The sequence below is a fragment of the Notoacmeibacter marinus genome (assembly GCF_002238045.1).
GTDB lineage: Bacteria > Pseudomonadota > Alphaproteobacteria > Rhizobiales > Rhizobiaceae > Notoacmeibacter > Notoacmeibacter marinus.
In genome coordinates, this window is the sequence record NZ_NBYO01000001.1 from 1,121,017 (window position 1) to 1,147,162 (window position 26,146).

25 protein-coding genes are annotated in these 26,146 nt (G+C 61.6%); 15 read left to right on the top strand and 10 right to left on the bottom strand.

The window, feature by feature from the left end; translation table 11 throughout:
* The first annotated feature begins 11 nt into the window (after positions 1–11).
* The 3 genes from sdhA (at position 12) to B7H23_RS05325 (ending at position 4,248) form a co-directional block, all read left to right on the top strand.
* Positions 12–1,820 carry a succinate dehydrogenase flavoprotein subunit gene (sdhA, locus tag B7H23_RS05315; RefSeq protein ID WP_094076281.1) on the top strand — a complete coding sequence of 603 codons (1,809 nt, stop codon included), beginning with the start codon at positions 12–14 and terminating at the stop codon, positions 1,818–1,820.
* A 411-nt stretch (positions 1,821–2,231) separates the two neighbouring features.
* Positions 2,232–3,011 (top strand): succinate dehydrogenase iron-sulfur subunit, encoded by a 780-nt coding sequence (locus B7H23_RS05320; RefSeq protein ID WP_094076282.1) that lies wholly within the window; start codon positions 2,232–2,234, stop codon positions 3,009–3,011.
* A 400-nt stretch (positions 3,012–3,411) separates the two neighbouring features.
* Complete coding sequence (locus B7H23_RS05325; protein ID WP_094076283.1) at positions 3,412–4,248, top strand: outer membrane protein; 837 nt, start codon at positions 3,412–3,414, stop codon at positions 4,246–4,248.
* Positions 4,249–4,340: 92 nt separating this feature from the next.
* Here the strand turns inward: B7H23_RS05325 and leuC are convergent, their stop codons facing one another.
* From leuC to rimM, 5 genes are all read right to left on the bottom strand, one after another.
* The gene (gene leuC / locus B7H23_RS05330) at positions 4,341–5,753 is read right to left on the bottom strand and encodes a 3-isopropylmalate dehydratase large subunit (protein ID WP_094076284.1); all 1,413 of its coding nucleotides are present in this window, start codon (positions 5,751–5,753) and stop codon (positions 4,341–4,343) included.
* Positions 5,754–6,061: 308 nt separating this feature from the next.
* A complete protein-coding gene (gene rplS / locus B7H23_RS05335; protein ID WP_094076903.1) occupies positions 6,062–6,532 on the bottom strand; it encodes a 50S ribosomal protein L19 in 471 nt (156 codons plus the stop codon).
* Between the two features lie 245 nt (positions 6,533–6,777).
* The gene (locus B7H23_RS05340; protein ID WP_094076285.1) at positions 6,778–7,521 is read right to left on the bottom strand and encodes a DUF4336 domain-containing protein; all 744 of its coding nucleotides are present in this window, start codon (positions 7,519–7,521) and stop codon (positions 6,778–6,780) included.
* A 5-nt stretch (positions 7,522–7,526) separates the two neighbouring features.
* Complete coding sequence (gene trmD, locus B7H23_RS05345) at positions 7,527–8,228, bottom strand: tRNA (guanosine(37)-N1)-methyltransferase TrmD (protein ID WP_094076286.1); 702 nt, start codon at positions 8,226–8,228, stop codon at positions 7,527–7,529.
* Positions 8,225–8,773: a ribosome maturation factor RimM gene (rimM, locus tag B7H23_RS05350; protein WP_094076287.1), complete on the bottom strand. Its 549-nt coding sequence runs from the start codon at positions 8,771–8,773 to the stop codon at positions 8,225–8,227. Before rimM ends, trmD begins: the two co-directional genes overlap by 4 nt.
* Positions 8,774–8,858: 85 nt before the next feature.
* Here rimM and B7H23_RS05355 point away from each other — a divergent pair, with 85 nt between their 5' ends.
* From B7H23_RS05355 to B7H23_RS05375, 5 genes are all read left to right on the top strand, one after another.
* On the top strand, positions 8,859–9,815 hold the full coding sequence (locus B7H23_RS05355; RefSeq protein WP_094076288.1) for a tyrosine recombinase XerC: 957 nt from the start codon (positions 8,859–8,861) through the stop codon (positions 9,813–9,815).
* A 76-nt stretch (positions 9,816–9,891) separates the two neighbouring features.
* A complete protein-coding gene (locus B7H23_RS05360; RefSeq protein WP_158215775.1) occupies positions 9,892–10,995 on the top strand; it encodes a TraB/GumN family protein in 1,104 nt (367 codons plus the stop codon).
* A 178-nt stretch (positions 10,996–11,173) separates the two neighbouring features.
* Entirely contained in the window at positions 11,174–12,196 is a 1,023-nt protein-coding gene (locus B7H23_RS05365) for a C4-dicarboxylate TRAP transporter substrate-binding protein (RefSeq protein ID WP_094076290.1), read from the top strand.
* Positions 12,197–12,231: 35 nt separating this feature from the next.
* A complete protein-coding gene (locus tag B7H23_RS05370; RefSeq protein ID WP_094076291.1) occupies positions 12,232–12,906 on the top strand; it encodes a TRAP transporter small permease subunit in 675 nt (224 codons plus the stop codon).
* A gap of 3 nt (positions 12,907–12,909) precedes the next feature.
* A complete protein-coding gene (locus tag B7H23_RS05375) occupies positions 12,910–14,319 on the top strand; it encodes a TRAP transporter large permease (protein ID WP_094076292.1) in 1,410 nt (469 codons plus the stop codon).
* A 60-nt stretch (positions 14,320–14,379) separates the two neighbouring features.
* On the opposite strand, the gene B7H23_RS05380 is transcribed toward B7H23_RS05375, so the two are convergent.
* Entirely contained in the window at positions 14,380–14,814 is a 435-nt protein-coding gene (locus B7H23_RS05380; RefSeq protein WP_094076293.1) for an OsmC family protein, read from the bottom strand.
* 151 nt (positions 14,815–14,965) lie between these two features.
* On the opposite strand from B7H23_RS05380, the gene B7H23_RS05385 reads away from it, so the two are divergent.
* The 3 genes from B7H23_RS05385 (at position 14,966) to B7H23_RS05400 (ending at position 17,686) form a co-directional block, all read left to right on the top strand.
* A complete protein-coding gene (locus B7H23_RS05385) occupies positions 14,966–16,168 on the top strand; it encodes an App1 family protein (RefSeq protein WP_158215776.1) in 1,203 nt (400 codons plus the stop codon).
* 376 nt (positions 16,169–16,544) lie between these two features.
* Entirely contained in the window at positions 16,545–17,198 is a 654-nt protein-coding gene (gene msrA / locus B7H23_RS05395; RefSeq protein ID WP_094076296.1) for a peptide-methionine (S)-S-oxide reductase MsrA, read from the top strand.
* Positions 17,199–17,227: 29 nt separating this feature from the next.
* Positions 17,228–17,686: a DUF302 domain-containing protein gene (locus B7H23_RS05400; RefSeq protein ID WP_094076297.1), complete on the top strand. Its 459-nt coding sequence runs from the start codon at positions 17,228–17,230 to the stop codon at positions 17,684–17,686.
* A 77-nt stretch (positions 17,687–17,763) separates the two neighbouring features.
* On the opposite strand, the gene B7H23_RS05405 is transcribed toward B7H23_RS05400, so the two are convergent.
* The 4 genes from B7H23_RS05405 to B7H23_RS05420 all read right to left on the bottom strand — a co-directional run bounded on the left by B7H23_RS05405 (position 17,764) and on the right by B7H23_RS05420 (position 22,747).
* Positions 17,764–19,632 (bottom strand): vWA domain-containing protein, encoded by a 1,869-nt coding sequence (locus B7H23_RS05405; protein WP_158215777.1) that lies wholly within the window; start codon positions 19,630–19,632, stop codon positions 17,764–17,766.
* Positions 19,633–19,789: 157 nt separating this feature from the next.
* On the bottom strand, positions 19,790–20,845 hold the full coding sequence (locus B7H23_RS05410) for a mechanosensitive ion channel family protein (RefSeq protein WP_240534979.1): 1,056 nt from the start codon (positions 20,843–20,845) through the stop codon (positions 19,790–19,792).
* A 19-nt stretch (positions 20,846–20,864) separates the two neighbouring features.
* Entirely contained in the window at positions 20,865–21,512 is a 648-nt protein-coding gene (locus tag B7H23_RS05415) for a hypothetical protein (protein WP_094076299.1), read from the bottom strand.
* Positions 21,509–22,747, bottom strand: coding sequence for a ubiquinone biosynthesis hydroxylase (locus B7H23_RS05420; protein WP_094076905.1), 1,239 nt, complete (start codon positions 22,745–22,747; stop codon positions 21,509–21,511). The genes B7H23_RS05415 and B7H23_RS05420 overlap by 4 nt, the downstream gene beginning before the upstream one ends.
* Positions 22,748–22,849: 102 nt before the next feature.
* On the opposite strand from B7H23_RS05420, the gene tesB reads away from it, so the two are divergent.
* From tesB to B7H23_RS05440, 4 genes are all read left to right on the top strand, one after another.
* On the top strand, positions 22,850–23,719 hold the full coding sequence (gene tesB, locus B7H23_RS05425; RefSeq protein ID WP_094076300.1) for an acyl-CoA thioesterase II: 870 nt from the start codon (positions 22,850–22,852) through the stop codon (positions 23,717–23,719).
* A 221-nt stretch (positions 23,720–23,940) separates the two neighbouring features.
* Complete coding sequence (locus B7H23_RS05430; RefSeq protein ID WP_094076301.1) at positions 23,941–24,279, top strand: P-II family nitrogen regulator; 339 nt, start codon at positions 23,941–23,943, stop codon at positions 24,277–24,279.
* A gap of 20 nt (positions 24,280–24,299) precedes the next feature.
* Positions 24,300–25,673 carry an ammonium transporter gene (locus B7H23_RS05435; protein WP_094076302.1) on the top strand — a complete coding sequence of 458 codons (1,374 nt, stop codon included), beginning with the start codon at positions 24,300–24,302 and terminating at the stop codon, positions 25,671–25,673.
* Between the two features lie 165 nt (positions 25,674–25,838).
* Positions 25,839–26,144, top strand: a complete 306-nt coding sequence (locus tag B7H23_RS05440; protein ID WP_094076303.1) for a YggT family protein — start codon at positions 25,839–25,841, stop codon at positions 26,142–26,144.
* Positions 26,145–26,146: the final 2 nt, after the last annotated feature.

Consider the following 26,146-nt stretch of genomic DNA (forward strand, 5'->3'; position numbering starts at 1 on the left):
AAAACGAACCGATGGCTGAACCCAACAACGCCTATACCTATATCGATCATCAGTTCGACGTGGTTGTCGTCGGCGCCGGCGGCGCGGGACTTCGCGCCACGCTCGGCATGGCCGAGCAGGGCCTGAAGACGGCCTGCGTGACCAAGGTCTTTCCGACACGCAGCCACACCGTCGCGGCGCAGGGCGGCATCGCCGCCTCGCTGAAGAACATGACGCCCGATAGCTGGCAATGGCACATGTACGATACCGTCAAGGGATCGGACTGGCTCGGCGATGTCGACGCCATGCAGTATCTCGCCATGGAAGCGCCCAAGGCGGTCTATGAGCTGGAGCATTACGGCGTGCCGTTCTCGCGCACCGAAGACGGCAAGATTTACCAGCGCCCCTTTGGCGGCCACATGCAGAATTACGGCGAAGGCCCGCCTGTGCAGCGCACCTGCGCGGCTGCCGACCGGACCGGCCACGCCATTCTGCACACGCTTTACGGCCAGTCGCTGAAGAACAATGCGCAGTTCTTTATCGAATATTTCGCGCTCGATCTCATCATGGACGAAGATGGCCGCTGTACCGGCGTCGTCGCCTGGAACCTCGATGACGGCACGATCCATCGCTTCTCCGCCAAGATGGTGGTGCTGGCGACCGGCGGCTATGGCCGCGCCTACTTCTCGGCGACGTCCGCCCATACCTGCACGGGCGATGGCGGCGGCATGGTGGCGCGCGCGGGTTTGCCGCTGCAGGACATGGAATTCGTGCAGTTCCACCCGACCGGCATTTACGGCGCGGGCTGCCTCATTACCGAAGGGGCGCGCGGCGAGGGCGGCTATCTCGTCAATTCCGAAGGCGAGCGCTTCATGGAGCGCTATGCGCCCTCGGCCAAGGATCTCGCCAGCCGCGATGTGGTCTCGCGCTGCATGACGATGGAAATTCGCGAAGGCCGCGGTGTCGGCAAGAACAAGGACCACATCTATTTGCATCTGGATCACCTCGATCCGGACGTGCTCGGCGAGCGCCTGCCGGGCATTTCGGAAAGCGCGAAGATCTTCGCCGGCGTCGATGTCACCAGGGAGCCGATTCCGGTGTTGCCGACCGTCCATTACAATATGGGCGGCATCCCGACCAATTATTGGGGCGAGGTGCTGAACCCGACCGCCGAGAATCCGAACGCGACCGTGCCCGGTCTGATGGCCGTCGGCGAAGCCGGTTGCGCCTCCGTGCACGGCGCGAACCGCCTCGGCTCCAACTCGCTGATCGACCTCGTGGTGTTCGGCCGCGCCGCGGCGATCAAGGCGGCGGAGGTTGTCGACAAGGATGCGCCCGTGCCGCATCTGAACGAAACGGCCTGCGACGCCATCATGGAGCGCTTCAACGAGACGCGCTACGCCAAGGGCGGCACGCCGACCGCCAAGCTGCGCGAGAAGATGCAGAAGGCGATGCAGGAAGAGGCAGCCGTCTTCCGCACCCAGGAAACGCTGGAGGCCGGCTGCAAGCGGGCCAGCGAAATATGGGGCGAGATGGGCGACATTGCCGTGACCGACCGCTCGATGATCTGGAATTCCGACCTGGTCGAGACGCTGGAACTGCAGAACCTGATGGCGAACGCGATCACCACGGTCTATTCGGCCGAAGCGCGCAAGGAGAGCCGCGGCGCGCATGCGCGCGAGGATTTCTCTGAGCGCGACGACAAGGACTGGCGCGTCCATTCGCTGGCGACGGTCAGCGATGCGGGTGACGTGACGCTCAGCTATCGCCCTGTCCATGTCGAACTGATCGCGGACGGAATCGAACTGGAAAAGATTGCGCCCAAGAAGCGGGTGTATTGATGAATCGTTCTTACTGTCTTGTCTCTGTCATCCTGTTGTCTGGATTGGCCGGATGCCAAGCTGCCTCCTACGATTATTCTGGCATTCCTGCTGCGCCGGTATCGCCGCCTGAGGGAGTGCTTAGCAGTTACGATCAAACGGCTAGATTGTCGTTTATTAGATACAAGGAGTATCGCGGCGAAGAAGATCTCGGCGCATACTCTGTCTTTTCATCCTACGGGAAATGGACCCGCAGGCCTAAAGACGGAAAGATGACGACCGTGAAAGCTCGATTTCTTTCCGATGGACGTATTTGCCGCTTGGAAGATCAATACTGTTTCTACCTTCGACCGATTGGGCGTAGTCGCTATGAAATGGTGAGTCCGACCGGCGCGACCCTAAAAACTCTAGTTCCAGGCTAGGACGTGACATATGGTTGAAATCACGCTTCCCAAGAATTCGCAGGTCACGGACGGCAAGGCCTGGCCGAAGCCGACCGATGCGGAGAACCTGCGCGAGTTCCAGATCTATCGCTGGAGCCCGGACGATGACGATAATCCGCGCATGGACACCTATTGGGTGGATCTCGACGATTGCGGGCCGATGGTGCTCGACGCGCTCCTCTATATCAAGGACAGGATCGACCCGACGCTGACGCTGCGCCGCTCGTGCCGTGAGGGCATTTGCGGCTCCTGCGCGATGAATATCGGCGGCACGAACACGCTCGCCTGCACCAAGGGCATCGACGAGTTCGAGGGCGCGATCAAGATCTATCCGCTGCCGCATATGCCGGTGGTGAAGGATCTGGTGCCGGACCTGACACAGTTCTACGCGCAGCACCGCTTCATCGAACCATGGCTGAAGACGACGACGCCGGAACCGGCGACCGAATGGCGCCAGAGCCATGACGATCGCGCCAAGCTCGACGGGCTCTACGAATGCATCCTGTGCGCCTGCTGCTCGACATCGTGCCCGTCCTACTGGTGGAACGGCGACCGCTATCTCGGCCCGGCGGCGCTGCTACAGGCCTATCGCTGGCTGATCGATAGCCGCGACGAGGCGACCGGCGAGCGGCTCGACGATCTGGAAGATCCGTTCCGGCTCTATCGCTGCCATACCATCATGAACTGCACCCAGTCCTGCCCGAAGGGGCTGAACCCGGCCAAGGCGATTGCCGAGATCAAGAAGATGATGGTGGAGCGGCGGGTCTGAGCCTGCCGCTTGTTCATTCTATAGATTGGTGATCGGCGTTCTCACTCTGCCTGCGGCTCGGCGGCGGGCGGGCGCTTCTGCGTAAACGGCTTTTGCTTCACTCCACAAACTGATGCTTCTCGATTGGCTCGGCGCAGCTTTCACTTTGAGGGCGCTTGCCGGACATTCGCGAAACGCGGCGCACCGGGTGCCCTGTAAGCCCAAGATTTGACTGATGTTTTTCCAGAATTAAAGAATAGGAAAAACTATATTCGACGAGGTCTGTTGCGTTCTGGTCACAGCCGCCTGCCTTAATGTCGTCATATGACGAAAAACTGACATTGCCGATTGTTCATCCTCGCCGAATCCCGCAAGCTACGTAAACGTCAACGCCAAACGACTGGTTCGGGGGAAATCACTTATGAAATATTTGGCTACACTCACAAGCATTCTTGCACTCGGCACGGTTGCCGCCAACGCTGCGGACGTCTATGTCGACGATACGCCCGTGATCGTTGAAGCGCCGGTCGAAGAGCCAGGTCGTTTCTACATCGAAGCGCGTTTCGGCTATGGCCCGGCCCTTGCCGATCTCGACATTGAAACTGAAGAGACCGCTGGGACGGTGGCGACGGGTACTGTGCTGGGTACGGTTCCAGTGACGATCCCTGCGACGACCGGCACGATCGAAAGCGATTACCTATATGGCGGTGTGCTGGAAGCCGGTTATTTCGTGACCGACATCTTCCGTATCGGTGTCGAAGGCGGCATCGGCCGTCTTGAAAACAGCTATCTCGACATCGACACTCCTGCCGCTGTTACGACGACTGCGCCAGTACCAGGTGGCGCAGTGGGCACCATTGAGGATGCGCAGCTTGATGGCGGCGCAACGATCTATCAGGGCTTCATCAAGGGCGCCGTCGAAGTTCCCGTTCTGCACGATGTTGGTTTTGCTAAGAAAATTTCCATTTTCGGCACGGCCGGTATTGGTCTGATGCACATCGTGACCGATGTCACGGAGCGGAACTCCGCTGCCAATAATGGCGGTCGGATCGACGACAGCGACACGGTTCTGGCCGGTAAGGTCGGCCTCGGTGTCGCCACGCAGCTGACCGATCGCATCTCGCTCGTGACCGAGGCGAACTACATCTTCGGCGAAGACGCCGAGTTCACTCTCGTCACCTCTTCGGGCAACGAGGTCGCGACGAAGTTCGAGACGGAAGCCATCACACTTCAGACCGGTATTCGTATCCGCTTCTAAGCGAACGATACGGCACCGAAAGAAAAATGCGGCTCCAACCGGAGCCGCATTTTTTTGTTATTCGGTGACGATGAAAGAAGTGAGGCCGAGCCTCACTTCCATTCGCGAATATCGACAAAATGGCCGGCAATCGCCGCGGCTGCCGCCATAGCCGGCGAGACGAGGTGGGTGCGACCCTTATAGCCCTGCCGGCCCTCGAAATTGCGGTTCGAGGTGGAGGCGCAGCGCTCTTCCGGCTTCAGGCGATCATCGTTCATGGCAAGGCACATGGAGCAACCCGGCTCGCGCCAGTCGAAACCGGCCGCTTTGAAGATCGCGTCGAGACCTTCCTCTTCCGCCTGCTGTTTGACGAGGCCCGATCCCGGCACGACCATGGCGTCGATGTGATCGGCGACAGTTCTGCCCTCGACGATTTTGGCTGCGGCGCGCAGATCCTCTATCCGACCATTGGTGCAGGAGCCGAGAAAGACCCGGTCGAGCTTGATGTCGGTGATCTTCGTTCCCGGCGCCAGGCCCATATAGGCGAGCGCCCGCTCCTTGCTGGCGCGCTTGTTCTCATCGGCGATCTCGGCCGGGTCCGGCACCACGCCGGTCACCGAAACCACATCTTCGGGCGATGAGCCCCAGGAGACGATGGGCGGCAGATTGGCGGCGTCGAGTTCGACCACGCGGTCGAAATGGGCGCCTTCGTCGCTCGTCAGCGTCTTCCAATAGGCGATAGCCTGTTCCAGATGCTCGCCCTTCGGCGCGCGCGGCCGGCCCTTGATATATTCGAACGTCTTCTCGTCGGGCGCGATGAGGCCGGCGCGGGCGCCGCCCTCGATCGACATGTTGCAGACGGTCATGCGACCTTCCATGGACAGCGCGCGGATCGCTTCGCCAGCATATTCGATCACATGGCCGGTGCCACCGGCCGTGCCGATCTCGCCAATGATCGCCAGGATGATGTCCTTGGCCGTCACGCCGTCCGGTAGCTGGCCGTCAACCTTGACCAGCATGTTCCTGGCCTTCTTCTGGATCAGCGTCTGCGTGGCCAGAACGTGCTCGACCTCGGACGTGCCGATGCCGTGCGCAAGCGCGCCGAACGCGCCATGCGTCGAGGTGTGGCTGTCGCCGCAGACAATCGTCATGCCCGGCAGGGTGAAGCCCTGTTCCGGTCCGACGATGTGGACGATGCCCTGTCTGATGTCGGCTTCGTTGTAATACTCGATGTCGAAGTCTGCGGCGTTTTTCGCCAGCGCCTCGACCTGAATGCGGCTTTCCTCGTTCTTGATTCCGAGATGGCGATCGGGCGAAGTCGGCACGTTATGATCGACCACGGCGAGCGTCCGCTCCGGATGGCGGACCTGCCGGCTCGCCAAGCGCAGCCCCTCGAAGGCCTGCGGGCTCGTCACCTCGTGAACCAGATGGCGGTCGATCCACAGAAGGACGGTCCCGTCTTCCTGGCGGTCGACGACGTGGTCGTCGAAAATCTTGTCGTAAAGCGTGCGTGGTTTGTCGGTCATGTTCGGCGTCCCTTTCAGGGAAGAAGAAATAGGTCGGTTGGCTTGGCGTCTCGGAGATCGGCGCTCAGCCGAGGCGAGCGAGCGCGCTGCCGACGCGGTGCGCGTCGAAACGGCCCGGCAGGCGCTTTCTGTCCTGCAGAACGAAACCGGATGCCGCAATGCGTGCGCGTCTGATCATGGTTCTCTTCTTATCAAGCCGCTGTGCCTGCTTCAATCCACCAGTGGGGCGTAGACAACCATCCGCCGCAACGAAAAAAGCCGCGATGCGTATGCATCGCGGCTTTTTTCACAAATAGGAGGCCAGGCTATCAGCCTTCGGCGTTCTCGGCAGAAGCGGCCTGCGCCTGCTTCTCGGCGGCCTTCGCGGCGCGCGCTTCACTGGCTATGGCGCGGGCTTCGTCATTGAGCTTGCGGGCGCGGGCATTGGTCGCCTCGGCGATACGGGCCGACTTGCCGCGACGATCGCGCATGTAATAGAGCTTCGCACGGCGAACCTTACCGCGGCGCACGACCTCGACCTCTTCCACCATCGGCGAATAGATCGGGAAGACGCGCTCGACGCCTTCGCCATAGGAGATCTTGCGAACGGTGAAGTTCTCGTTGATGCCGCCGCCGGAGCGAGCGATGCATACGCCTTCGAACGCCTGCAGACGGGTGCGCTTGCCTTCGGTCACACGCACCTGGACGCGCAGCGTATCGCCGGGCGAAAAAGTCGGGAATTTGCGTTTTTCTTCGATGCGGGCGCATTCTTCCGCCTCGATCTGACGAATCATATCCATGTCTTCGATCCTTGTTCTTCTTCGGACCGCCAGAGCGACACCCGCCCGCAGCCGGTGTGTGCCGGCCTGCATGATTGAAGCGGTGCGGCAGGCGAAAGGTCCGCCGCAGGGTCGTGTTCACGGAATCCGTGGATGTTTCGTCCGGTCGTTTCGCCGGATTTTCGCCAGCCCTTACAGCAAAGGCTGTTCGGGATCAAGCTGCCGGTTCGAACCAACGCTAGGGCCGGCGTCAGATGTGAGACGCCTTAAAGCGCCCAACGAAAGGCGCGCTTCAACTCTGCCAGACCATTGCTTTCGTAACACCGGCCATGGGCGAACACGATCCGCTCCGGCGCCCATTCGACAAGGCGGCGCGAGGCCGCCCTCACCGCGTCTCCCCGGCCGATGAAATTCCAGCGCATGTCGAACGGCGCCTTTCCGTCCGGATGGGTCGGCCCTGCCAGCCTGATCGCCCAGCGCAACAGCCGGCGGCGAATACGCTCCGGTTCGAAATTCTCGATCAGATCGGTCAGGATCAAGGTGGCCGACGGTCGGTGGAAGAAGGCGATTTCGGTCAGGATCGTACCGGGAAACAGACATTGCTCGAAAGCGTCCTGCCAGGCCGGAGGAGCCGTCTCGGCCAGCGTCTCGTCGATTTGCAGCTTGCGACGCGCCCGTTTCTGCAAATCCGCCGGTCCATAAGTCCGAGCTTCGGGGAACCGCTCGTGCCAGTCGGGCACGTACCAGTAATGCAGCGTGTTCGGCGCGACGATGTGACGAACCGGACCAAGCTCGGCAAGAGCGCAACCGAGATCGTCGTTCCAGGCGATCGGCGAGTGAATCCAGAGCGAACCGTCAGGTAGTCGCACAACCGTCATCCGCGTCGGAAACGGGATGCGCAGGCCAAGATAATTCATGCGAATTTCCGGCCCGTCGACGATCCAGATGTCTTCGGCAAAAGGTTTCAGTGTATTAAGCGGTGCGTAGGGTTCGTAGGCTTGTTCGGTCATGGGGGTCACTGCCTGCTCGTGTCGGCGCGACGAGCCAGCAGATCGGGACGCCGCTCTTCGGTCAACCGTTCCGCCTGTTCGCGCCGCCACGTATCGATGGCCGCGTGGTTGCCGCTCTTCAGAATGTCGGGGACGGCCCGATCCTCCCATTCGGCGGGTTTGGTGTAGTGGGGGTGTTCCAGAAGGCCGGTCTCGAAGCTTTCTTCCGCGCCGCTTTCCTCATTGCCCATCACGCCGGGCAGAAGGCGGATCACCGCGTCCAGAAGGGTAAGCGCGGCCGGTTCGCCGCCAGAAAGGATGTAGTCGCCGATGGAGATTTCCGTCAGGCCGCGCGCTTCGATGACGCGCTCATCGACGCCCTCGAACCGCCCGCAGACGATCAGCGCACCGGGTCCGGCGGCGAGGTCGCGGACGAGCGCCTGCGTCAGCGGCTTTCCGCGCGGGCTCATCAGAAGGCGCGGCGTCTCGGCAGCCACACCGGCGCTGTCGATGGCTTCGGCAAGGCAGTCGGGCCGGAGTACCATGCCGGCGCCGCCACCGGCGGGGGTGTCGTCCACCGCACGATGCTTGCCCAACCCGAACTGGCGAAGTTGCACGGTCTGCAGCGACCAGGCTCCGTTGGCGAGCGCCTTGCCGGCGAGCGAGTGGCCGAGATGGCCCGGAAACATTTCCGGGTAGAGCGTAACGATGGTAGCGGCAAAACTCATGGCTCGCCCACCGCGCCGTCATCGCCCTCGTCGCGTTCGGAGACTGCTTCGGGAAGGATGAGCGTCAGCGTGCCGGCGTCCAGATCGATGGCGGGCACGGTCTCCTTGGTAAAGGCGACCATGTCGCTGCCGCCATCTGACATGCGGATTTCGAGAATGTCGCCCGCGCCGAAATCATGGACGGCAGCGACCTTGCCCAACGCTGTGCCTTCGCTGTTCTTGGCGCTCAGGCCGACAAGATCGGCGAGGAAGAACTCATCCTCCGTCGTTTCGCCTAGCGCCTCGCGGGGCACGGACAATTCCACGCCGTTCAGCGCTTCGGCCGCCTCGCGGGTCGACACGCCCTTCAGCCGAGCGATCATCATACCCTTTTGCGGACGGGCGCTCTGCACCTCGAAGACGCGACCATCGGCGGCCGCGAGCGGGCCGTAGGCGGCGAAGTCCGCCGGGTTTTCGGTGAAGCTCTTGATCCGCACTTCGCCCCTGATGCCGTGCGCCGCGCCGATCCTTGCCACGACCACCTGTTTTTCATCGCTTTTCGCCATTTCGGCGCGGTCCTCCCATCGGTCTCGTACAAGCCAGAAGCACGGCTGCTTTCATTCCGTCAACCTTCGGGCGTTAGGATGGGATATGAGCCGCGATGATTCGATTCTGACCTTCGCTACGCCGGATCTCCTGGCCGCCCGCCAATCGTGGCTGAAGAACTTGGCCGAAGAACGCCGCGTGGCCGATCTGACGCTCGACGCCTATGAGCGCGATACGCGGCAGTTTCTGACCTTCATGACGCAATATCACGGCCAGCTGGCGAGCTTTGCCATTCTGACAAAACTGAAGCCGACCGATTTCCGGGCCTTTCTGGCCAATCGCCGGAAGGGCGGCACGGCAGCGCGTTCGCTCGGGCGTAACCTTTCAGGCATCCGGTCGCTGCTGAAGTTTCTGGAGAGGCAGGGCCATGCGTCCAGCGCTGCGGCAACGGTTGCCAGGACGCCGAAGAAGAAGCGTAGCCTGCCGAAGCCGCTCTCCGTCGACGAAGCGCAGCAGGTGGTCGAGCTGGGCGAGCAGATCGAGGAAGAGGGTTGGATCGCAGCGCGCAATGCGGCGGTTCTCACTCTGCTCTACGGTCTCGGTCTTCGCATCTCCGAAGCGCTCGGCCTGCCGGGCGACGCGCTGATCGATCCGCGCCAGGCGACGCTGCGGATCACCGGCAAGGGCAGCAAGACACGCATGGTGCCGGTGCTGCCGGCCGCGGTGGAGGCGGTCGCCGCCTACCGCAAGCTCTGCCCTTACGACCTTTGCGCCGACGGCCCACTGTTCCGCGGCGCGCGGGGCGGGGCGCTCAATCCCGGCGTCCTGCAACGGGACATGCAGCGGCTGCGCCGCGCGCTCGGCCTGCCGGAAAGCGCTACGCCCCATGCGCTCCGCCATTCCTTCGCCACCCATCTGCTGTCGGCGGGCGGCGATCTGCGGACCATTCAGGAACTGCTCGGTCATGCCAGCCTCTCCACGACGCAGCTCTACACGGAAGTCGAGACGGCGCGGCTGATGCAGATCTATGACAGCGCCCATCCGCGCGGGCGGGCACGCTAGCCGCTTCCGAAAATGTATCGCGGCGGCACAGAGTGCGTTTACCGTTTGTCATGGCTATCGGTGGGATAAAGGCATCATGAACCCGATTCCCTTCTTTCTCGGCCGGTTGTCCGGCCCTGCTTTGATTATCGTCAGCCTGTTGCACGGCGTTCTCTTTGCCGCCTTCGTGGCAAGCCTCCTGCTGCTCGCGCCGGCAGCTGCTCGCGCGGAGGAAGCCGTCCGCTGCGAAGGCCGCGATCTCTTCGCCGAACTGAAAGCGCGCGATCCCGATGCCGCCACCGAAGCCGAAAAAGCGTTCGCGGCGACGCCGAACCGACACGGCCGGTTCTGGCAGGTCGAGAAGGAGGGTGTCGCGCCCTCCCATCTGTTCGGCACAATCCATACGACCGATCCGCGCGCGCTTGCCTTGCCGGCGCCCGTTGAAGCGGCGTTTGGCAAGGCGTCGACCTACGTCATGGAAGCGGTGGATGTGCGCAGCACGTTTTCGGCCACGCTCGCCATGGCGCAACATCCCTCGCTCTTCGTCTATACGGACGGAACAAGCGCTTTCGATCAACTGACCGAAGAGGACGGCGCGGCCGTAAGAGCGGCGCTCGAACGGCGCGGCGTCGATCCGGCGACGGCGACCAAGCTGAAGCCCTGGCTCATCGCCGGAATGCTGGCCGCTCCGCCCTGCGAATTGAAGCGCAAGGCGGCGGGGCTGGAGTTTCTCGACAACGCGCTGGCCGACCGGGCCGAGGAGGCCGGCAAGGCTGTCGAGGGCCTAGAGACGATGGTCGAACAGATGCGTGCGCTCGCGGACATGCCGATGGACAGCCACATCGAAGGGCTTGCCAGCGCCGCCGAGCTCGACGCTTATGCGGCGGATATGACCGAAACGCTCACCATCCGCTATCTGAATGGCGAACTGGGGCTCATCATGCCGGCGCTGACGGCCATCGGCGAGGATCTGCAGGGCGAACTCAGCGCCGAGGATCGCGCCTCTGTCGCGGATTTCGAAGAGAAGGTCGTTACGAACCGCAATCACAACATGGCCGAGGCGGCGGAGCCCTTCCTGCTGAAGGGCGAAGCCTTCATCGCCGTCGGCGCGCTTCACCTGCCCGGGCAAGAGGGCGTCGTGGCGCTTCTGCAAAAGGCCGGATGGACGGTTACGGCGGTGCCGCTCGATCCGTTACGGTAACGGTCCTGCGACGCACCGCAATCGCCCGAGACATCAATTCCTATACCTGACCGCGCCGCTCCTCTCGGCATCGAAGCTTCGGCCCCTCTTGCGATATCAAAGGTGCGCTTCGGGCTTGCGCGACCTGCGGTTGCCGCTACTGTGCGGTCAATTATCGAAGCATATGGGAGGAAATTCGATGAAAAAGCTGACTGTGGCCGCTGTTGCCGCCCTTATGACGACCGCTTTGACCGCACCTGCTTTTGCCGTCGAATGGAATGTTTCGGTCTGGGGCAAGCGCCGCGCCTTCACCGAGCATGTCGAAAAGATGAAGGAGCTGGTCGAACAGAAGACCAATGGCGAGTTCACCATGAACATCTCCTATGGCGGGCTGTCGAAGAATCGCGAAAACCTCGACGGCATTTCCATCGGCGCCTTCGAGATGGCGCAGTTCTGCGCTGGCTATCACCGCGACAAGAACCCGACCATCACGGTTCTGGAGCTACCGTTCCTCGGCGTCGACACGCTGGAACTGGAGCGCGAACTGTCGGAAGTCGTCTACGATCATCCGGCGGTGGAGGCGGATCTGGCGCGTTGGAACGCCACGCTGCTGATGCCGTCGCCCATGCCGCAATACAATGTGGTCGGCAAAGGCGACAAACCGTCGAAACTGGAAGACTTCTCCGGCCTTGCCGTGCGGGCGACGGGCGGCATCGGCCAGGCCATGGAAAAGGTCGGTGCGGTGCCGACATCGGTGACCGCGACGGAAGCGCGACAGGCGCTCGATAGCGGCATCGTTCAGGGCGTGGCATTCGCGCCGCACGCCCATATGTCCTTCGGCACGGTCGAGGGCGGCCAGTGGTGGACCACCAACCTCAATCCCGGCACGGTGAACTGCCCGGTGGTCGTCAATACCGATGCGCTGAACGCGCTTTCCGACGAGCACCGCGAGGCTCTGATGAGCTCGGTGGAGGAATCGCTCGACCATTATGTCGAGAACTACAACACCAACACGATGGGCAAATGGGACCCGACGCTCGAAGAGAAGGGTATCGAGAAAGTCACATTCGGAGAAGACGAGATCGCAGCCTTCGAGGAAAAGGCCGCCGGGCCGATCGCCAAGGCGTGGGTGGAGGAGATGAACGGGCGCGGACTGCCTGGCCAGGAACTCTACGATCTCGTCACCAAGACTATCGAAGAGAAGAAGGCACAAAACCAGTAGGGCGGGCGTAGCAGCGCGCAAGGCAGGACCGCCATATGGCGAGCGCATCCTCCGTTCTAGCCGATGACAGCCTGGTTTCCCGGCTCGATCGCAGGCTGTTCCGGGTCGAGGGCTGGTTGGCCCTCGTCTCCGGCCTCGCCGTCTTCTCGCTGATGCTGCTGGCGGTTGTCTCAGTCGGCGGGCGAAACTTCTTTGGCCAGCCCCTGCCTGGCTATGTCGACTGGATCGAACAGGCCATGCCGCTGATCGCTCTCAGCGGTATAGCCTTCGTCCAGCGGCTCGGCGGCCATATCCGCATGGATATCGTCGTTGGCATGCTGAAGGGGCGGGCGCTGTGGGTCACGGAATTCGTGACCACCTTCCTCGTTCTGCTGCTGGTGATCGTCCTGATCTATGGCTCGTGGGCACATTTCCAGCGTTCCTTCGATTTCGCCGCGCCGCTCTGGTCGCGCGATTCTTCCATCGACATCGCCCTGCCGCTCTGGCCGGCCAAGCTGGTGGTGCCGGTGGCACTGTTCATCCTTGGTTTGCGGCTGGTTCTTCAACTTTTCGCCTATGGCAGGGCCATCGCCAGCGGAACGGCGTCACCCGTAGCGGTGCCGCTGATCGAGGACGCGGCGACACAGGCGAGCCGCGAAGCCGAAAGTGTTCACGATGCGCGGGTGGACGAGGAAACCGTCCGCGATACACCACAAAGCAGGGACATTTAGGCGATGGAACCGATCGAAATCGGCATTGCCGTCACGGCCGGTCTGCTCCTCGTGGTGATCCTCGGCATGCGGGTCGCCTTCGCCGCCGCCATTGCCGGTCTCGTCGGTTTGATCTGGATCTTCTGGTCCAAGAAGGGTTATGCGCCCGACCAGTTCGGCTGGGCGTTCACAGTGGCCGCCAAAACCGCCGGGCAGGTGCCTCATTCGAAGGTTGCCAGCCAGGCGCTTAGCCTGATCCCGACCTTCATCCTGATCGGTTATCTGGCCTACTATGCCGGCCTGACGCGTGCGCTCTTCGAGGCCGCAAAACGTTGGATGGGCTGGGTGCCGGGCGGCCTTGCCGTCTCGACCATTTTCGCGACCGCCGGCTTTTCCGCCGTCTCCGGCGCATCGGTGGCCACATCGGCGGTCTTCGCGCGGATTGCGATCCCCGAAATGCTGAAGGTCGGCTACGACAAGCGCTTCGCCGCCGGTGTGGTCGCCGCCGGCGGCACGCTCGCTTCGCTCATTCCGCCATCCGCCATTCTGGTGATCTACGCCATCATCGTGGAGCAGGATGTCGGCATGCTGCTTCTGGCCGGCTTTCTGCCCGGCATGGTCTCGGCCGTGATCTATGCCGGCCTCGTCATCGCGCTTGCCATGACCATCAAAGGGTTCGGCCCGCCTGTCGGCGGGTACTCCTGGCGGCAGCGCTTGGCCGCCGTGCCCGCCACGTTGCCGATCTTCGTCGTGGTCGCCGTGATCATCCTGTTCGTCTACAACCCGTTCGGTGGCGCGGCCTGGGGCACGCCGACGGAGGGCGGGGCGATCGGCGCCTTCGTCGTGTTCTGCATGGCGGTTTATCGGGGCATGCGCTGGCCCGAACTCAAAAAGGCGCTGATCGAAACGGCCAAGCTTTCCGTCATGATCTTTTCGATCATCTGGGGCGTACTGATCTTCGTGCGGTTCCTCGGCTTCGCGCAATTGCCGACCGCCTTTGCCGACTGGATCGGCGGGCTTGAACAGTCGCCGTGGATCACGCTGATCCTGATCCTTCTGGCCTATGCTGTGCTCGGCATGTTCATGGATGCGATCGGCATGATGCTGCTGACCCTTCCGGTGGTCTATCCGGCGGTCATGGCGCTGAATGGCGGGGCGTTCGTTTCGGCCGAAGAGTCCGCCTTCGGCATGAATGGCGTGCTGTGCGGCGTGTGGTTCGGCATTCTGGTGGTCAAAATGGCCGAACTCTGTCTCATCACCCCGCCCATCGGGCTGAACTGTTTCGTGGTTGCGGGCGTGCGGGACGACATTTCGGTCCAGGACGTTTTTCGCGGCGCCTCGCCCTTCTTCGTCGCCGATGCGCTGACCATCGCGACGCTCCTTGCCTTTCCGGCCATCGTGCTGTGGCTGCCGCGCCTCGCCATGGGCAATTGAAGGCGCTGAAGTCCCGCGCCTCCTGCGGCGCGGGCTGATCTCGGGCAATCATTGTTGCGCTCAGACGAGACGCGCATCCAGTGTGATGTCGATGGCTGCCAATGCCTTGGAAAGCGGGCATCCATCCTTCGCCTTGGTCGCCAGCTTCATGAAGGTTTCCTCATCGATACCGGGCACCTGGCCTTCCAGCGTGATCTTCGAGGATCTGATCGCGAAGCCTTCGCCCTCCTGCTCCACTTCGACAACGCTCTTGGCGTCGAGACTGTCGGCGGGCGTGCCGTTCTCGGCGAGCATATGCGACAGCTGCATGGCAAAGCAGCCGGCATGGGCAGCAGCAAGCAGTTCCTCTGGATTGGTGCCTGATTTGCCGTTTTCATCTTCGAAGCGGGACTTGAACGAGTAGCCGTGGCTGGACAATGCGCCGGACTGCGTGTCGAGCGTGCCCTTGCCATCGGCCAGGCTGCCTTGCCAGTTCGCGGTTGCGTGACGTTTCATATTGTAGGCCTTTCAAGTCGGTGAAGATTGCGGCGCGACGTGGTTGCCCGCCGTCCCATCCTCAACGATGGCGGCCACGCCGGGTTGCATTCGTCCTGCGCAGCATCTCCGATCGATGCAGGCCGTTCTTGCCGCAGGGGGCTCGGCCCTTATGTTCTTGCAACTTGAGGCGATCGAAGAGGTAGCGCGCATGGAATCGACCTGGTCCGCTCGGCTGAGAAAGAAGATCCATCACGCGGAGCGGTATCTCGATCGTGGCCGCCGGTCGCTTCGCCGCGGGCTCGGCCTTACGAAACCGGCACTTATCCAGCCCTATCTCGGCTTCGGCACCGCCGACCGCCTCTGGTTTCGCGGCAGGGTCATCGAGGACCGCAACGAGGTGGCGCATTTGAACAGCCAGTCGCTCCTGACCAATCTGCGCTACACATACAAGCGCTACGCCACTCGGGAAATTCCGGGTGCGAAGATCGGGTGGCGGATCGGCAGCCAGAGCGGCGAACTCATTACCGACGATGAAGGCTATTTCGATCTCACCATCGCGCCGGGCGCCGATTTCGACGAGAGCGGGCCCTGGCAGAATGTCGACCTGACGCTGCTCGATGCCGGCCAGGCCGATGCGCCACCGCTCGAAGCGCGCTGTCGCATCCGCACGCCCCGGCCGGACGCGCAGTTCGGAGTGATTTCCGACATTGACGATACGATCGTCAAAACCGGCGCGTTCAATTTCATGAAGCACTGGCGAACGGTCGTCTCTCATTCGGCTGCCGGGCGGCAGGTTCTGCCGGGCACGTCGGCGCTCTATTCGGCTTTAGCTGCCGGCGCTGCGGGACCGGAGACCAACCCGGTGGTTTATGTTTCCTCCAGTCCCTGGAATCTCGCCGATTTGTTCGAACGGTTCATGGCGCTGAACGACATTCCTCTTGGCCCCATGCTGCTGAAGGATTTCGGCCTGGACGAAACCAAATGGTTCACCGGTGGCCATTCGGGACACAAGGGCAAGATGATCGACCGGGTGATGAAAACCTGGCCGGCTCTCAATTTCATCCTGATCGGCGATTCCGGCCAGCGCGACGCTCATATCTATGCCGACGCGATCGAGACCCATCCCGGGCGGGTCATGGCAGTCTTCATCCGCGATGTCGCCCATGTGAACGAAGACCAGATCGCACGGTTGAAGACGGTTGCGGGACGGCATTCCATCCCCGTGGCCGTCACCGATGACCTTTCCGCCGCCTCGGAAATATGTGCGCAAAATGGCTGGATCGGCGGGCAGGAGAAGGAGGAGGTGGAAGCCGAGATCGAGGCAATGGACAACCATCCCGAAGCATGGCTGCATCGCCACGCAGACAGCTAGGTCATGAACTCATAAATGGAACTGTTTTGGCGGCAGAATGGGCAAAGAGATGCGAGGAAGCGCTCGAAAAGCGGGTCGGTCACACGGTTGAGAGAGCTGACAATGAAGATTGAAGGCCATTCGCCGTTCGGGGAATATGGCGGATTTGACCGGCCAATGGGCTGCAAAAATCTGAAAATGCCGACATTTCCGTCGCCTTTGCGCTTGTTGTCCGGACACATCCGCTCATACCGAAATCAACCCCATTATGAGTTCATGACCTAGCCCAGCGCCGGCCATCGATGTGTGAAACAAAGCCACGCCTCCATTCGTTATTGAACAGGTAACGAATGCGAACGCGGCATCCCGCCGGTGTTTCGCCACGCTGGAGGATTTCATGGCCCGACGTCAATTCGCTGCCGCCGCAATCGCGCTGACCCTATCGGGCACCACGCTCGCCGCTCCGGCTTTCGCCGATACCGCCATCTTCGCGGGCGGATGCTTCTGGTGTGTCGAGAGCGACTTCGACAAGGTCGATGGCGTGACCGAAACGGTCTCCGGCTATGTTGGCGGCACGACGGACAATCCGACATACAAGACCTATGAGGCGGGCGGGCACCGCGAGGCCGTCAGGATCACCTACGACCCCGCCAAGGTCAGCTATGGCGAACTTGTCGGCATCCTGCTGCGCAGTATCGATGTAACAGACGATGGCGGCCAGTTCTGCGATCGCGGGCAAGGCTATACATCCGGCATCTATCCGCTTTCCGCCGAACAAGAGACCGAAGCGGAGAAAGCCAAGGCTGCCGCGGCTGAGGAACTGGGCGGCCAGATCGTCACGCCGGTCGAGCCGGTGACGACGAAGGATGCGTTCACCGATGCCGAAGAATACCACCAGGACTACTACATGAAGGACGATTTCCGTCTTTCGCCCGGCGGTGTGACGGCCAAGGCTGCCTATAAATATTACCGGGCCGCCTGCGGGCGCGACGATCGCGTCCGCGAAGTCTGGGGCGACAATGCCTTCAAGGGCATTCCGGGCCTCAGCTAGTGGGAGGCCTCACACAAGGAGACGGAAAGATGAAATATCTTGGACTGACAGGTGCCGTGGCACTCGGTCTTGCCGGCCCGGCCATCGCTGCGGATTCTCAGATGCTTACCAAGAACGCAGAGGGCAGTGTCGACGAGGTTGCCAGCCGGCTGGTTGACGTCGCCAAACAGGCCGGGGCGATGATCGTCGCCCGTGTCGATCATGCGCAGAATGCGGCTTCGGTGGAGGCCGACATGCCGCCCACCGTTCTTGTCATCTTTGGCAATCCCAAGATCGGCACGTCCATTATCCAATCGGACAGGAAGGCGGGGCTCGATCTGCCCATCCGCGTGCTGATCTGGCAGGAGGGTGAAGTCACGAAGATCGGCTATCTTGACCCCACCGTGCTGGCGAGCCGCTACGAGCTGGACGAGGGCGCAAAAGCGTCCATTGAAAAGATGGCGGGCGCGCTGAACAAGCTGACGGATGCCGCGGCAACCGCCAAATAAGGCTACGGTTATCGAATGTGAAAAGGGGCAGCACCGTTACGGAGGCTGCCCTTTTCCGTTTGCCGCCATGGCGGCGATCAGCTGGCCAGGTAGGTCCGCTTGATCTGCGTGGCGATATCCTTGAAAGCCTTTTCGAGACCGCCGCGGATGGCGTTGACGGCCTGGTCCGGATTATCGGCGCAGCCCGACAGAAGCGATGAGTCGCCATCGACGAGGTTGACGGTATAGATCTCCACGCCGTTGGCCTTCGCCGTATTGCAGGCAGCCGATGTCCTGGCGTTGATCCAGTCGCGTGTCGGCTGGTCGACCACCCATTGGCGACCGTTCCAAACGTTGACGTTTTTCCAATAGTTCTGAGTGTTTTCGCCATCGGTCATCAGCACGATAATCTTACGAGAAGTACCAGCCGCACGCGCCCCGCTTAGCGGCGCGTTGGCAGATAAGGTCTCCATGCCCCACGCCACACCGATTGTAATATTCGTCCAGCCGGAGGGCGTCATCGCATTGATCTTGTTCTTGATCGTTGCATGCTGGTCGCTCAGACCGGTGACATAACTTAGCGAGTCTTCAGCACACTGAGCGGGCCTGTAAGCCGTATCCTGACCATCGATCGGTGTGACATAGCCGGTGATGTCATACGGCATAGCGCGATCCACATAGCAGCCCTCATAGGTCGTCACGCCATCCGCGACAAAGATGAGGTCGGCATCGGGCGTATAGGTGTCGCTTGTGATGTCTTTTCCGTTGAGCGGACCGTTATCGTAAGCCGTACTTGTGTCTGTAACGGTCTGTGTAACGGGAGCGGGCTCCGGCTGGTCGAATATCATGGCGTCGTAATAGTGTACTGCTCCGCAGGGTGTCCGATCGCCGCTATTGTAGCTGGATTCGGATTCGCACGTTCCTGAATATCGATAGATGCGGTAGCGATCGTTCTCCTTGGTCGAAATATAAACGCGCGAGTCGATCACATAATAAGTCGAGTAGCTATATCGTTTGCAATAGTAGCCGCTCCACCAATTGCCCCCCCACTTCACGCATTCGGCACGGGTTCTGGCATCGGACGAGACAACCCAGCGGCCCTGCTGTTCGAGAGGCAGTCCAAACCCCAGCTTTCCGGCGTTGCACCATTGCGTTTCATAGGACGAGACATTCGTCAGGAGCGAGCAATCCATCTCGAAGTCGGGCTGTGTTGTAATCGTTCTCGTCGTCGTCGTGGTGGTCTGGTTGGCTTCGCAAAGAGCCTTTTCGAGCCTGCCGCTCTCCGTGCTGTCATCGATATTCGTGCAATCGATGGTATCGTAGACATTATCGACCGCAGGCGCCGTTAGATTCACACGAACCTGCGAATCGAACGGTACGAGGGCGATCTTGATCGAACTGTTGCCGGCGAACTGATCGACGAAGGTCGTGGCGGCATTTTTCAGTTCGGTCATCCGCGTTGTCGACGTGTTATCGTCCCAACCCATCGAACCGGAATTGTCGAGCACCAACGCAATGTCGATCTGCTGATTGCCGGTCTTGACCACGGAATCGATATTGGCGTCGAAAAGCGTGCCGATCGGCAGGATCGTGGCGCCATCGCCGACCGTCGCAACCACACTGTAAGTGTAGGTGTCCGGACTGGAGCCGCCGCTGCTGCTGCTCTCGACCAGCTTGGCCGACGAGATGTTCAGATCCGTCTTCGCGGAATCCAGATTGGCCTGGAAAACGGAATCGGCAAGAGAGCTTCGCTCGGCCGCCGTCGCCAGGCCCGAGGTCGCCGCGGCAAGCGCCGCCGCGTCGGAGGCCTGTTGCACGACTGTTCGAACACCAAGCGCGCGCACCGTATCGATCGGCACGGTCACGGCGATCAGAAGGGGAACCGTCAGGAGGGCGGCCATCATGCCGTAATTGCCCCGCCGATGACGAAGAAAACGCGCGATCGAATAAGAAAGATTGCTCAACATGGTCGTGCCCCGGCATTTCAACATTGCCGAGCATAATGGGGGTCAGCCTAATATCGCGTTGAATGAAAAGGTAAACCCGGCCTAAATACTATGCTTAGAACACGATATGAAAATCTGCTTCCCGGCCGCGCTGGATTGCCAGTGGCGCTTCCAGTTCCTATTGTCCGGCTGTTTCCGATGCAGATGAGCGAGCTGTCGCAATACGCGCCGGCTTTGGCGGTTTGTCACCGGCGGGCCATCCCTCACGCTGGCTCGTCCTGTCTCCATCGACGTCTTCGGTCTGGTCGTGAAAAAGTGAAACCACCGTTTCATAGGGCAGATCGATGCCCGCTTCATCGAGGCCGTTCTTGATCGCCTCGATGACGTTCGATTTGACCTCAAGCACGTCAGCGCGGCGCGGATCGGTCCACCAACGGGCCCGCAACGTCACCCATGAAGCAGCCAGATCCACCACCAGCACGTCCGGTGCAGGGTCGCCCAGCACGCCATTGGTGCCTTCCATAGCTTTCAGGATCGTCGGTTTGGCCTGGGCGATCTCGTCCCCATAACCAATGCCGACATCGTATTCGCTGCGTCGAGATTCAAAGGCGGTGTTGACGATTACGGCATTGGTATAGACGTCGGCATTCGGGATCAGCGCCAAGCGTCCATCATAGGTCCGGATCGCCGTCACGCGCGTTTCGATATGATCGACCGTGCCCTCATAGCCGTCGATGACGATCTGATCGCCCGGCCGGAACGACTGACGAATGAGGATCAGCAGACCCGCCAGCCAGTTTTGAAGAATGTCCTTGAACGCGAAACCGATCGCCACGGAGCCAATGCCGAGACCGGCGACCAGGTCGGCCGGTTTGAGGGTCGGCAGAATGATCGTCATGGCTAGGAGGCCACCAAGAACGATCAGGGCCGCTTTGACAAACCCGCCCAACACTTCGCCGAGATTGGCGCGGTCGTTCCGGCGTGCCCAGAGAAGCAGCGAGCGTTTAGCGCCCATACCGATCAACCAGAGCAGGACGAAGACGACGGTGGCGACCATGATATTGGGCAGCAGCGTCACGAAACCGTCGATCCAGCCATCGAGCTTTTCGTAAAGGCCACGTGGGCTCACATCGATCTGCTCGGGTGTGACCGCGACTTCGCCATCGCTGGCAATCGCGGCGTCCTCAGCGGTCTTGGCACCGCTTTGCGCGAAGGGCATCAGATAGGCCGACATGCTCTCTCCTCGTTCGTTCTCAGGCAGCGGCGGAAATGGCCAGAAGGCGGTCCATCAGCGCGACGTTGCACGGCACGGTTTCGGCCAATGGCTCTTCCAGAAGAAGCAGGCTTTCCACGTCCGCCTTTTCCACGGCAATGCGCTGCGAATGGCGGACGACGTCGGCATCGCCCTCCATTAGCGAGCGCCCTTCGCCGTAGAGAAGCCGCGCCGCTTCCGCCGGCCGGTCGTCCGTGCCGAGAAATGCGATGGACAGATGCTCACCCCGTTCATGGGCACCCATAGCCAGAAAGGCAGCAAAAAGAACCGCGCCGGTCTTCGGCCCATCGATCAGCGCGGGCCACTGGAAGTCGTCGTAGTGGTGATGGATGAACAGGCCGCCGAGAACCGGGTCGCTGAAATGGACGGAACCGTCCTTCTGCGGTTTGGGTTGAGCGGACGTCTGATCGAACCGGCGCGGCGGCTCCAGATGATCGACCATGGACGCAAGGGCCGGAAGGCGGTGCCGTTCGCACCAGAGTGTCATCTCGCCGGCAAGCGAAGCCAGTTGAGCCGGATAGGCGCGGGCGCGGGCCGCCGCCTCCACCGCACCGGACAGTCGATCGAAAGTGACGCGCTGGCGCGACGGTTTGCGCGTATCGGCGCCTGCCCCTGCGCCGTTCTTCATATCGCCTCTCCTCTCAGAAGGCGCGGCATCGGGCCGCCCTTGCCGGCGGCCTGCGCGATAAAGTCCCGTTTCAAGCCAGGCATCCGGTCGACGATGCCGAGGCCGATATCGCGGATGAGACGGATCGGCGCGATGTCGTTGGAGAAGAGGCGGTTCAGAATATCGGTCGTCGCGCCCATGCGCACCGTGTCGAAGCGCCGCCAGCGCTGATAGTCCTCCAGCACGTCCTCCTGACCGAAATCGAGGCCAAGGCGGTCCGCCTCGACAATCACTTCAGCCAGCGCCGCGACATCCTTGAAACCCATATTGAGGCCTTGGCCTGCAATGGGATGAATGCCATGCGCCGCGTCGCCGGCCAGCGCCAGGCGATGGGTGACGAAAGCGCGCGCGAGCGTCAGCCCAAGCGGCCATGCGCGTGGCTTGCTTTCCACCGTGATCGCGCCGAGGTGGCGGCCGAAACGGGTTTCCAACTCCGTTTCGAAGAGGAAGGGGTCGGAATTGACGAGCCGTTCGGCGTCGGCCGTTCGTTCCGTCCAGACGATCGAGGAACGGTTGCCCGGCAAAGGCAGGGTGGCAAATGGACCGGCAGGCAGAAAGTGTTCTTCGGCTCGCCCATTATGCGGCCGTTCATGGGCAACGGTGCAGACGATACCGCTCTGGCCGTATTGCCAGGAAACGGTGCGGATACCGGCCCAGTCGCGCAGTCTCGACCGCGCGCCGTCGGCGGCGATGACAAGGCGCGCGCTGAAGCGTCGGTTGTCTTTGGCAGTCGCCACCGCGCACGCGCCGCTGCGGTCGAGACCGGCAATCGGTGTGCCCTGATGAATCTCGATGCCGAGTTCGTCGCAGCGCCGGCGAAGCGCGCCGTTCAAATCGCGGTTCATGAGCATGTGGGCGAAAGGCTGTCCCGGCTCCACTTCGCCGGAAAAGGTCAGGTAGACGGGGCGGATCGGATCGGAAGCGCGGCTGTCGGTCACGATCATTTCGGTGATCGGCTGCGCACCTTCCTCGAGTTCGTCCCAAACGCCGAGCCGCTGAAGCATCGCACAGGCCGCCGCCGCGATAGCCGATGCGCGGCCATCCTTCTTCCAGACACCGTCCGGCGCGGCGTCCGCCAGCACCACATCCAGCGAAGGGCGCGCCTGCTTGATGGCGACTGCCGTCGCCAGGCCCACATATCCGGCGCCGCAAACCATGATATCGATCTGCCGTTCCCCGGCCTCGTTTTCGTTCATGGCAAACATACTCCTTTACGGTCGATAAGTGCCGGCTTCTTGACTGCCGCTGCACCCTGTCCGACACCGTGCTTACCTGTCCATAGGAGAATTGAACACGTCATGTCGGACCCGATTGCAGAACTTCTTCACACGCTCTCGCTCGAACGGCTCGAACATAATCTTTATCGCGGCAATTCTCCCAAGGTCGGCTGGCAGCGCGTCTTCGGCGGCCAGGTAATCGGTCAGGCGCTCGTGGCAGCACAGCAGACGGTTGAAGAGGCATATGGGGTGCATTCGCTCCACGCCTACTTCCTGCGGCCCGGCGACCCGGCCGTTCCGATCATCTATCAGGTCGACCGTATTCGCGACGGGCGCAGCTTCGTGACCCGGCGCGTCAATGCGATCCAGCATGGCCATGCCATATTCTCCCTGATGGCGTCGTTTCAACTGGAAGAAGACGGGCTGGAACATCAGGCCGAGATGCCTGACGTGCCGACGCCGGAGGAGTTGGACAGCGATGGCGAATTGATGCGCGGCTTTATCGACAAGCTGCCACAGGCGATGAAGAACTGGTGGGAGCGGCCCCGCCCCTTCGAGTTCCGCCCGGTCGTCACCGATCATTATCTGACGCGCGACAGGCTGGAGCCTGTTCAGCACGTCTGGATCCGCACGCTCGGCGAGGTGCCCGACGACAATCCGCTTCGCGCCGCGATCCTCGCTTACGCTTCCGACATGACCCTTCTGGACGCGGCGACCTTTCCGCATGGCCGCTCGGTCTGGGATCCGCAATTGCAGATGGCCAGCCTCGACCACGCCATGTGGTTTCACCGCCATAACGACCTGTCGGACTGGATGCTCTATACATCGGACAGCCCCAGTTCGATGGGATCGCGCGGTTTCACCCGGGGCATGATCTTCAGCCGCGATGGCCAGCATGTGGCTTCAGTGGCGCAGGAAGGCTTGATGCGAGTGCGAACGCCTAAGAATTAGGCAGTTACGCCCAAACAGCCCATTTTTCGAGCACATGAATCGCGATTGGGCAGGCGACCCTGCCCGAGCCGTGGTCTGAACCGCCATCCTTTGCTGCATTGCAGCGCCGCCATCTCCAATTGGCACGATCCTTGAATCTCTCTTCGGGAACCCGCGGGGCAAAGCTCGCATGCGTTCACGAACCACAGCGTGACCTCACGCGAAAGAGAGGGTCGAACCGAATGAAAATAGTGATGGCAATCATCAAGCCGTTCAAGCTGGACGAGGTGCGCGAAGCCCTCACCGGGATCGGCGTACAGGGCCTCACCGTGACCGAAGTGAAGGGTTACGGGCGACAGAAGGGCCATACCGAAATCTACCGCGGCGCCGAATATGCCGTGAGTTTCCTTCCCAAGCTGAAGATCGAAGTCGTCGTCGACACGACCGATGTCGAGAAGGTGGTCGAAGCCATCGCCGGCGCCGCGAAGACCGGTCAGATCGGCGACGGCAAGATCTTCGTCTATTCCATCGACAGCGCCATGCGTATCCGCACCGGCGAAGCCGATTCCGACGCGCTTTGATCCAAGAGGGTGATAGTCATATGAACCGCAAACTTCTCGCCACGGCCACCCTTACGGGTCTTGCCGGCCTGGCCTATCTCGAACCCGCTTTCGCCCAGGATGCGGCGGAAGCCACCGCCGAGGCCGCGCCTGCCGCAGCCGAAGCAGGCACCGGCGGCGGCGTCACGCCGGAAACCGCCTATATCTTCAACACGCTGCTGTTCCTGATTGGCGGCTTTCTCGTCATGTGGATGGCCGCCGGCTTCGCCATGCTGGAAGCCGGTCTGGTGCGTTCCAAGAACGTCTCCATGCAGTGCCTGAAGAACATCGCGCTCTATTCGATCGCCGGGCTGATGTATTGGGTCGTCGGTTACAGCCTCATGTACGCCAATGTCGATGGCGGCTTCATCGGTTCGTTCGCGCCCTACGCCTGGGATCCGGTCGGCGGCAATGCGCTCGATACGGGCTATTCGACCGCCTCGGACTGGTTCTTCCAGATGGTTTTCGTGGCGACGGCTGCTTCGATCGTTTCCGGTACGCTGGCCGAGCGCATCAAACTGCTGCCGTTCCTGCTCTTCACCGTTGTTCTGACCGGCTTCATCTATCCGATTGCCGGTTCGTGGCAGTGGGGCGGCGGCTGGTTGTCCGAGATGGGCTTTTCCGATTTCGCCGGTTCGACGCTCGTTCACTCGGTCGGTGGTTGGGCGGCTCTCGCCGGTGCGTTCCTGCTCGGCGCGCGCAAGGGCAAATACGGCCCCGATGGCGTGGTGCATCCGCTTCCCGGCTCGTCCATTCCGCTGGCCACGCTCGGCACGTTCATCCTGTGGCTCGGCTGGTTCGGCTTTAACGGCGCCTCGCAGCTCGCCATGGGCTCGATCGGCGATGTGTCCGATGTGAGCCGCATCTTCGCCAACACCAATCTGGCCGCTGCAGGCGGTGTCGTTGCAGCGCTCATCCTCACGGCCATCCTCTACAAAAAGGTCGATGTGACGATGGTGCTGAACGGCGCGCTTGCCGGTCTGGTCTCCATCACGGCCGAGCCGCTCCAGCCCGGTCCGCTTGCCGCGATTCTCATCGGCGCAGTCGGTGGCGTGATCGTGGTCTTCACCGTGCCGCTGCTCGACAAGCTGAAGATCGACGATGTCGTCGGCGCCATTCCGGTTCACCTTCTGGCCGGGATCTGGGGCACGATGATCGTGCCGGCAACCAATGGCGAGACGTCATTCGTGACGCAGTTCATCGGTGTTGCGGCCTATGGCGCGTTCACGCTGGTCGCCTCCTTCATCGTCTGGCTGATCCTCAAGGTCATCGTCGGCATGCGAGTGTCCGAAGAGGAAGAGATGATCGGCCTGGACCGCGCCGAAGTCGGTGTGGAAGCCTATCCGGAATTTTCACCGAGCGGCTCGGTCCGCTAAGGACCGACCAGTTCAGCGAGGGTCATCGGACGGCCCATCGATCCAAAACGGACCCGCGCGGCGCCAGCCGGGCGGGTCTTCCTTTACCAGCAGTGCATTGTCGCTCTTGTGGGTGCGTGCCAGCCTCGCTACATCGGGTGCGAACCATCTTGCCGGGACCCCAATATGATCATCCTCATTCCGTTGCTTCAGGTCATCAGCGTTGCGCTTTCGATCTTCTGGTGGATCGTGATCGCGATGATCGTGGTTTCCTGGCTGATCGCGTTCGACATCATCAATACGCGCAACCGGTTCGTCTATACGGTCTGGGACTTCCTGAACCGGATCACCGATCCCGTTCTGGCGCCGATACGCCGCTTCATGCCCAATCTCGGTGGAATCGATATTTCGCCTATCATTCTGTTTCTGATCATCATCTTCCTGCAGTCGATCATCGGACAGCTGCTCATTCGGTTGCAAATGGGCTATTGACG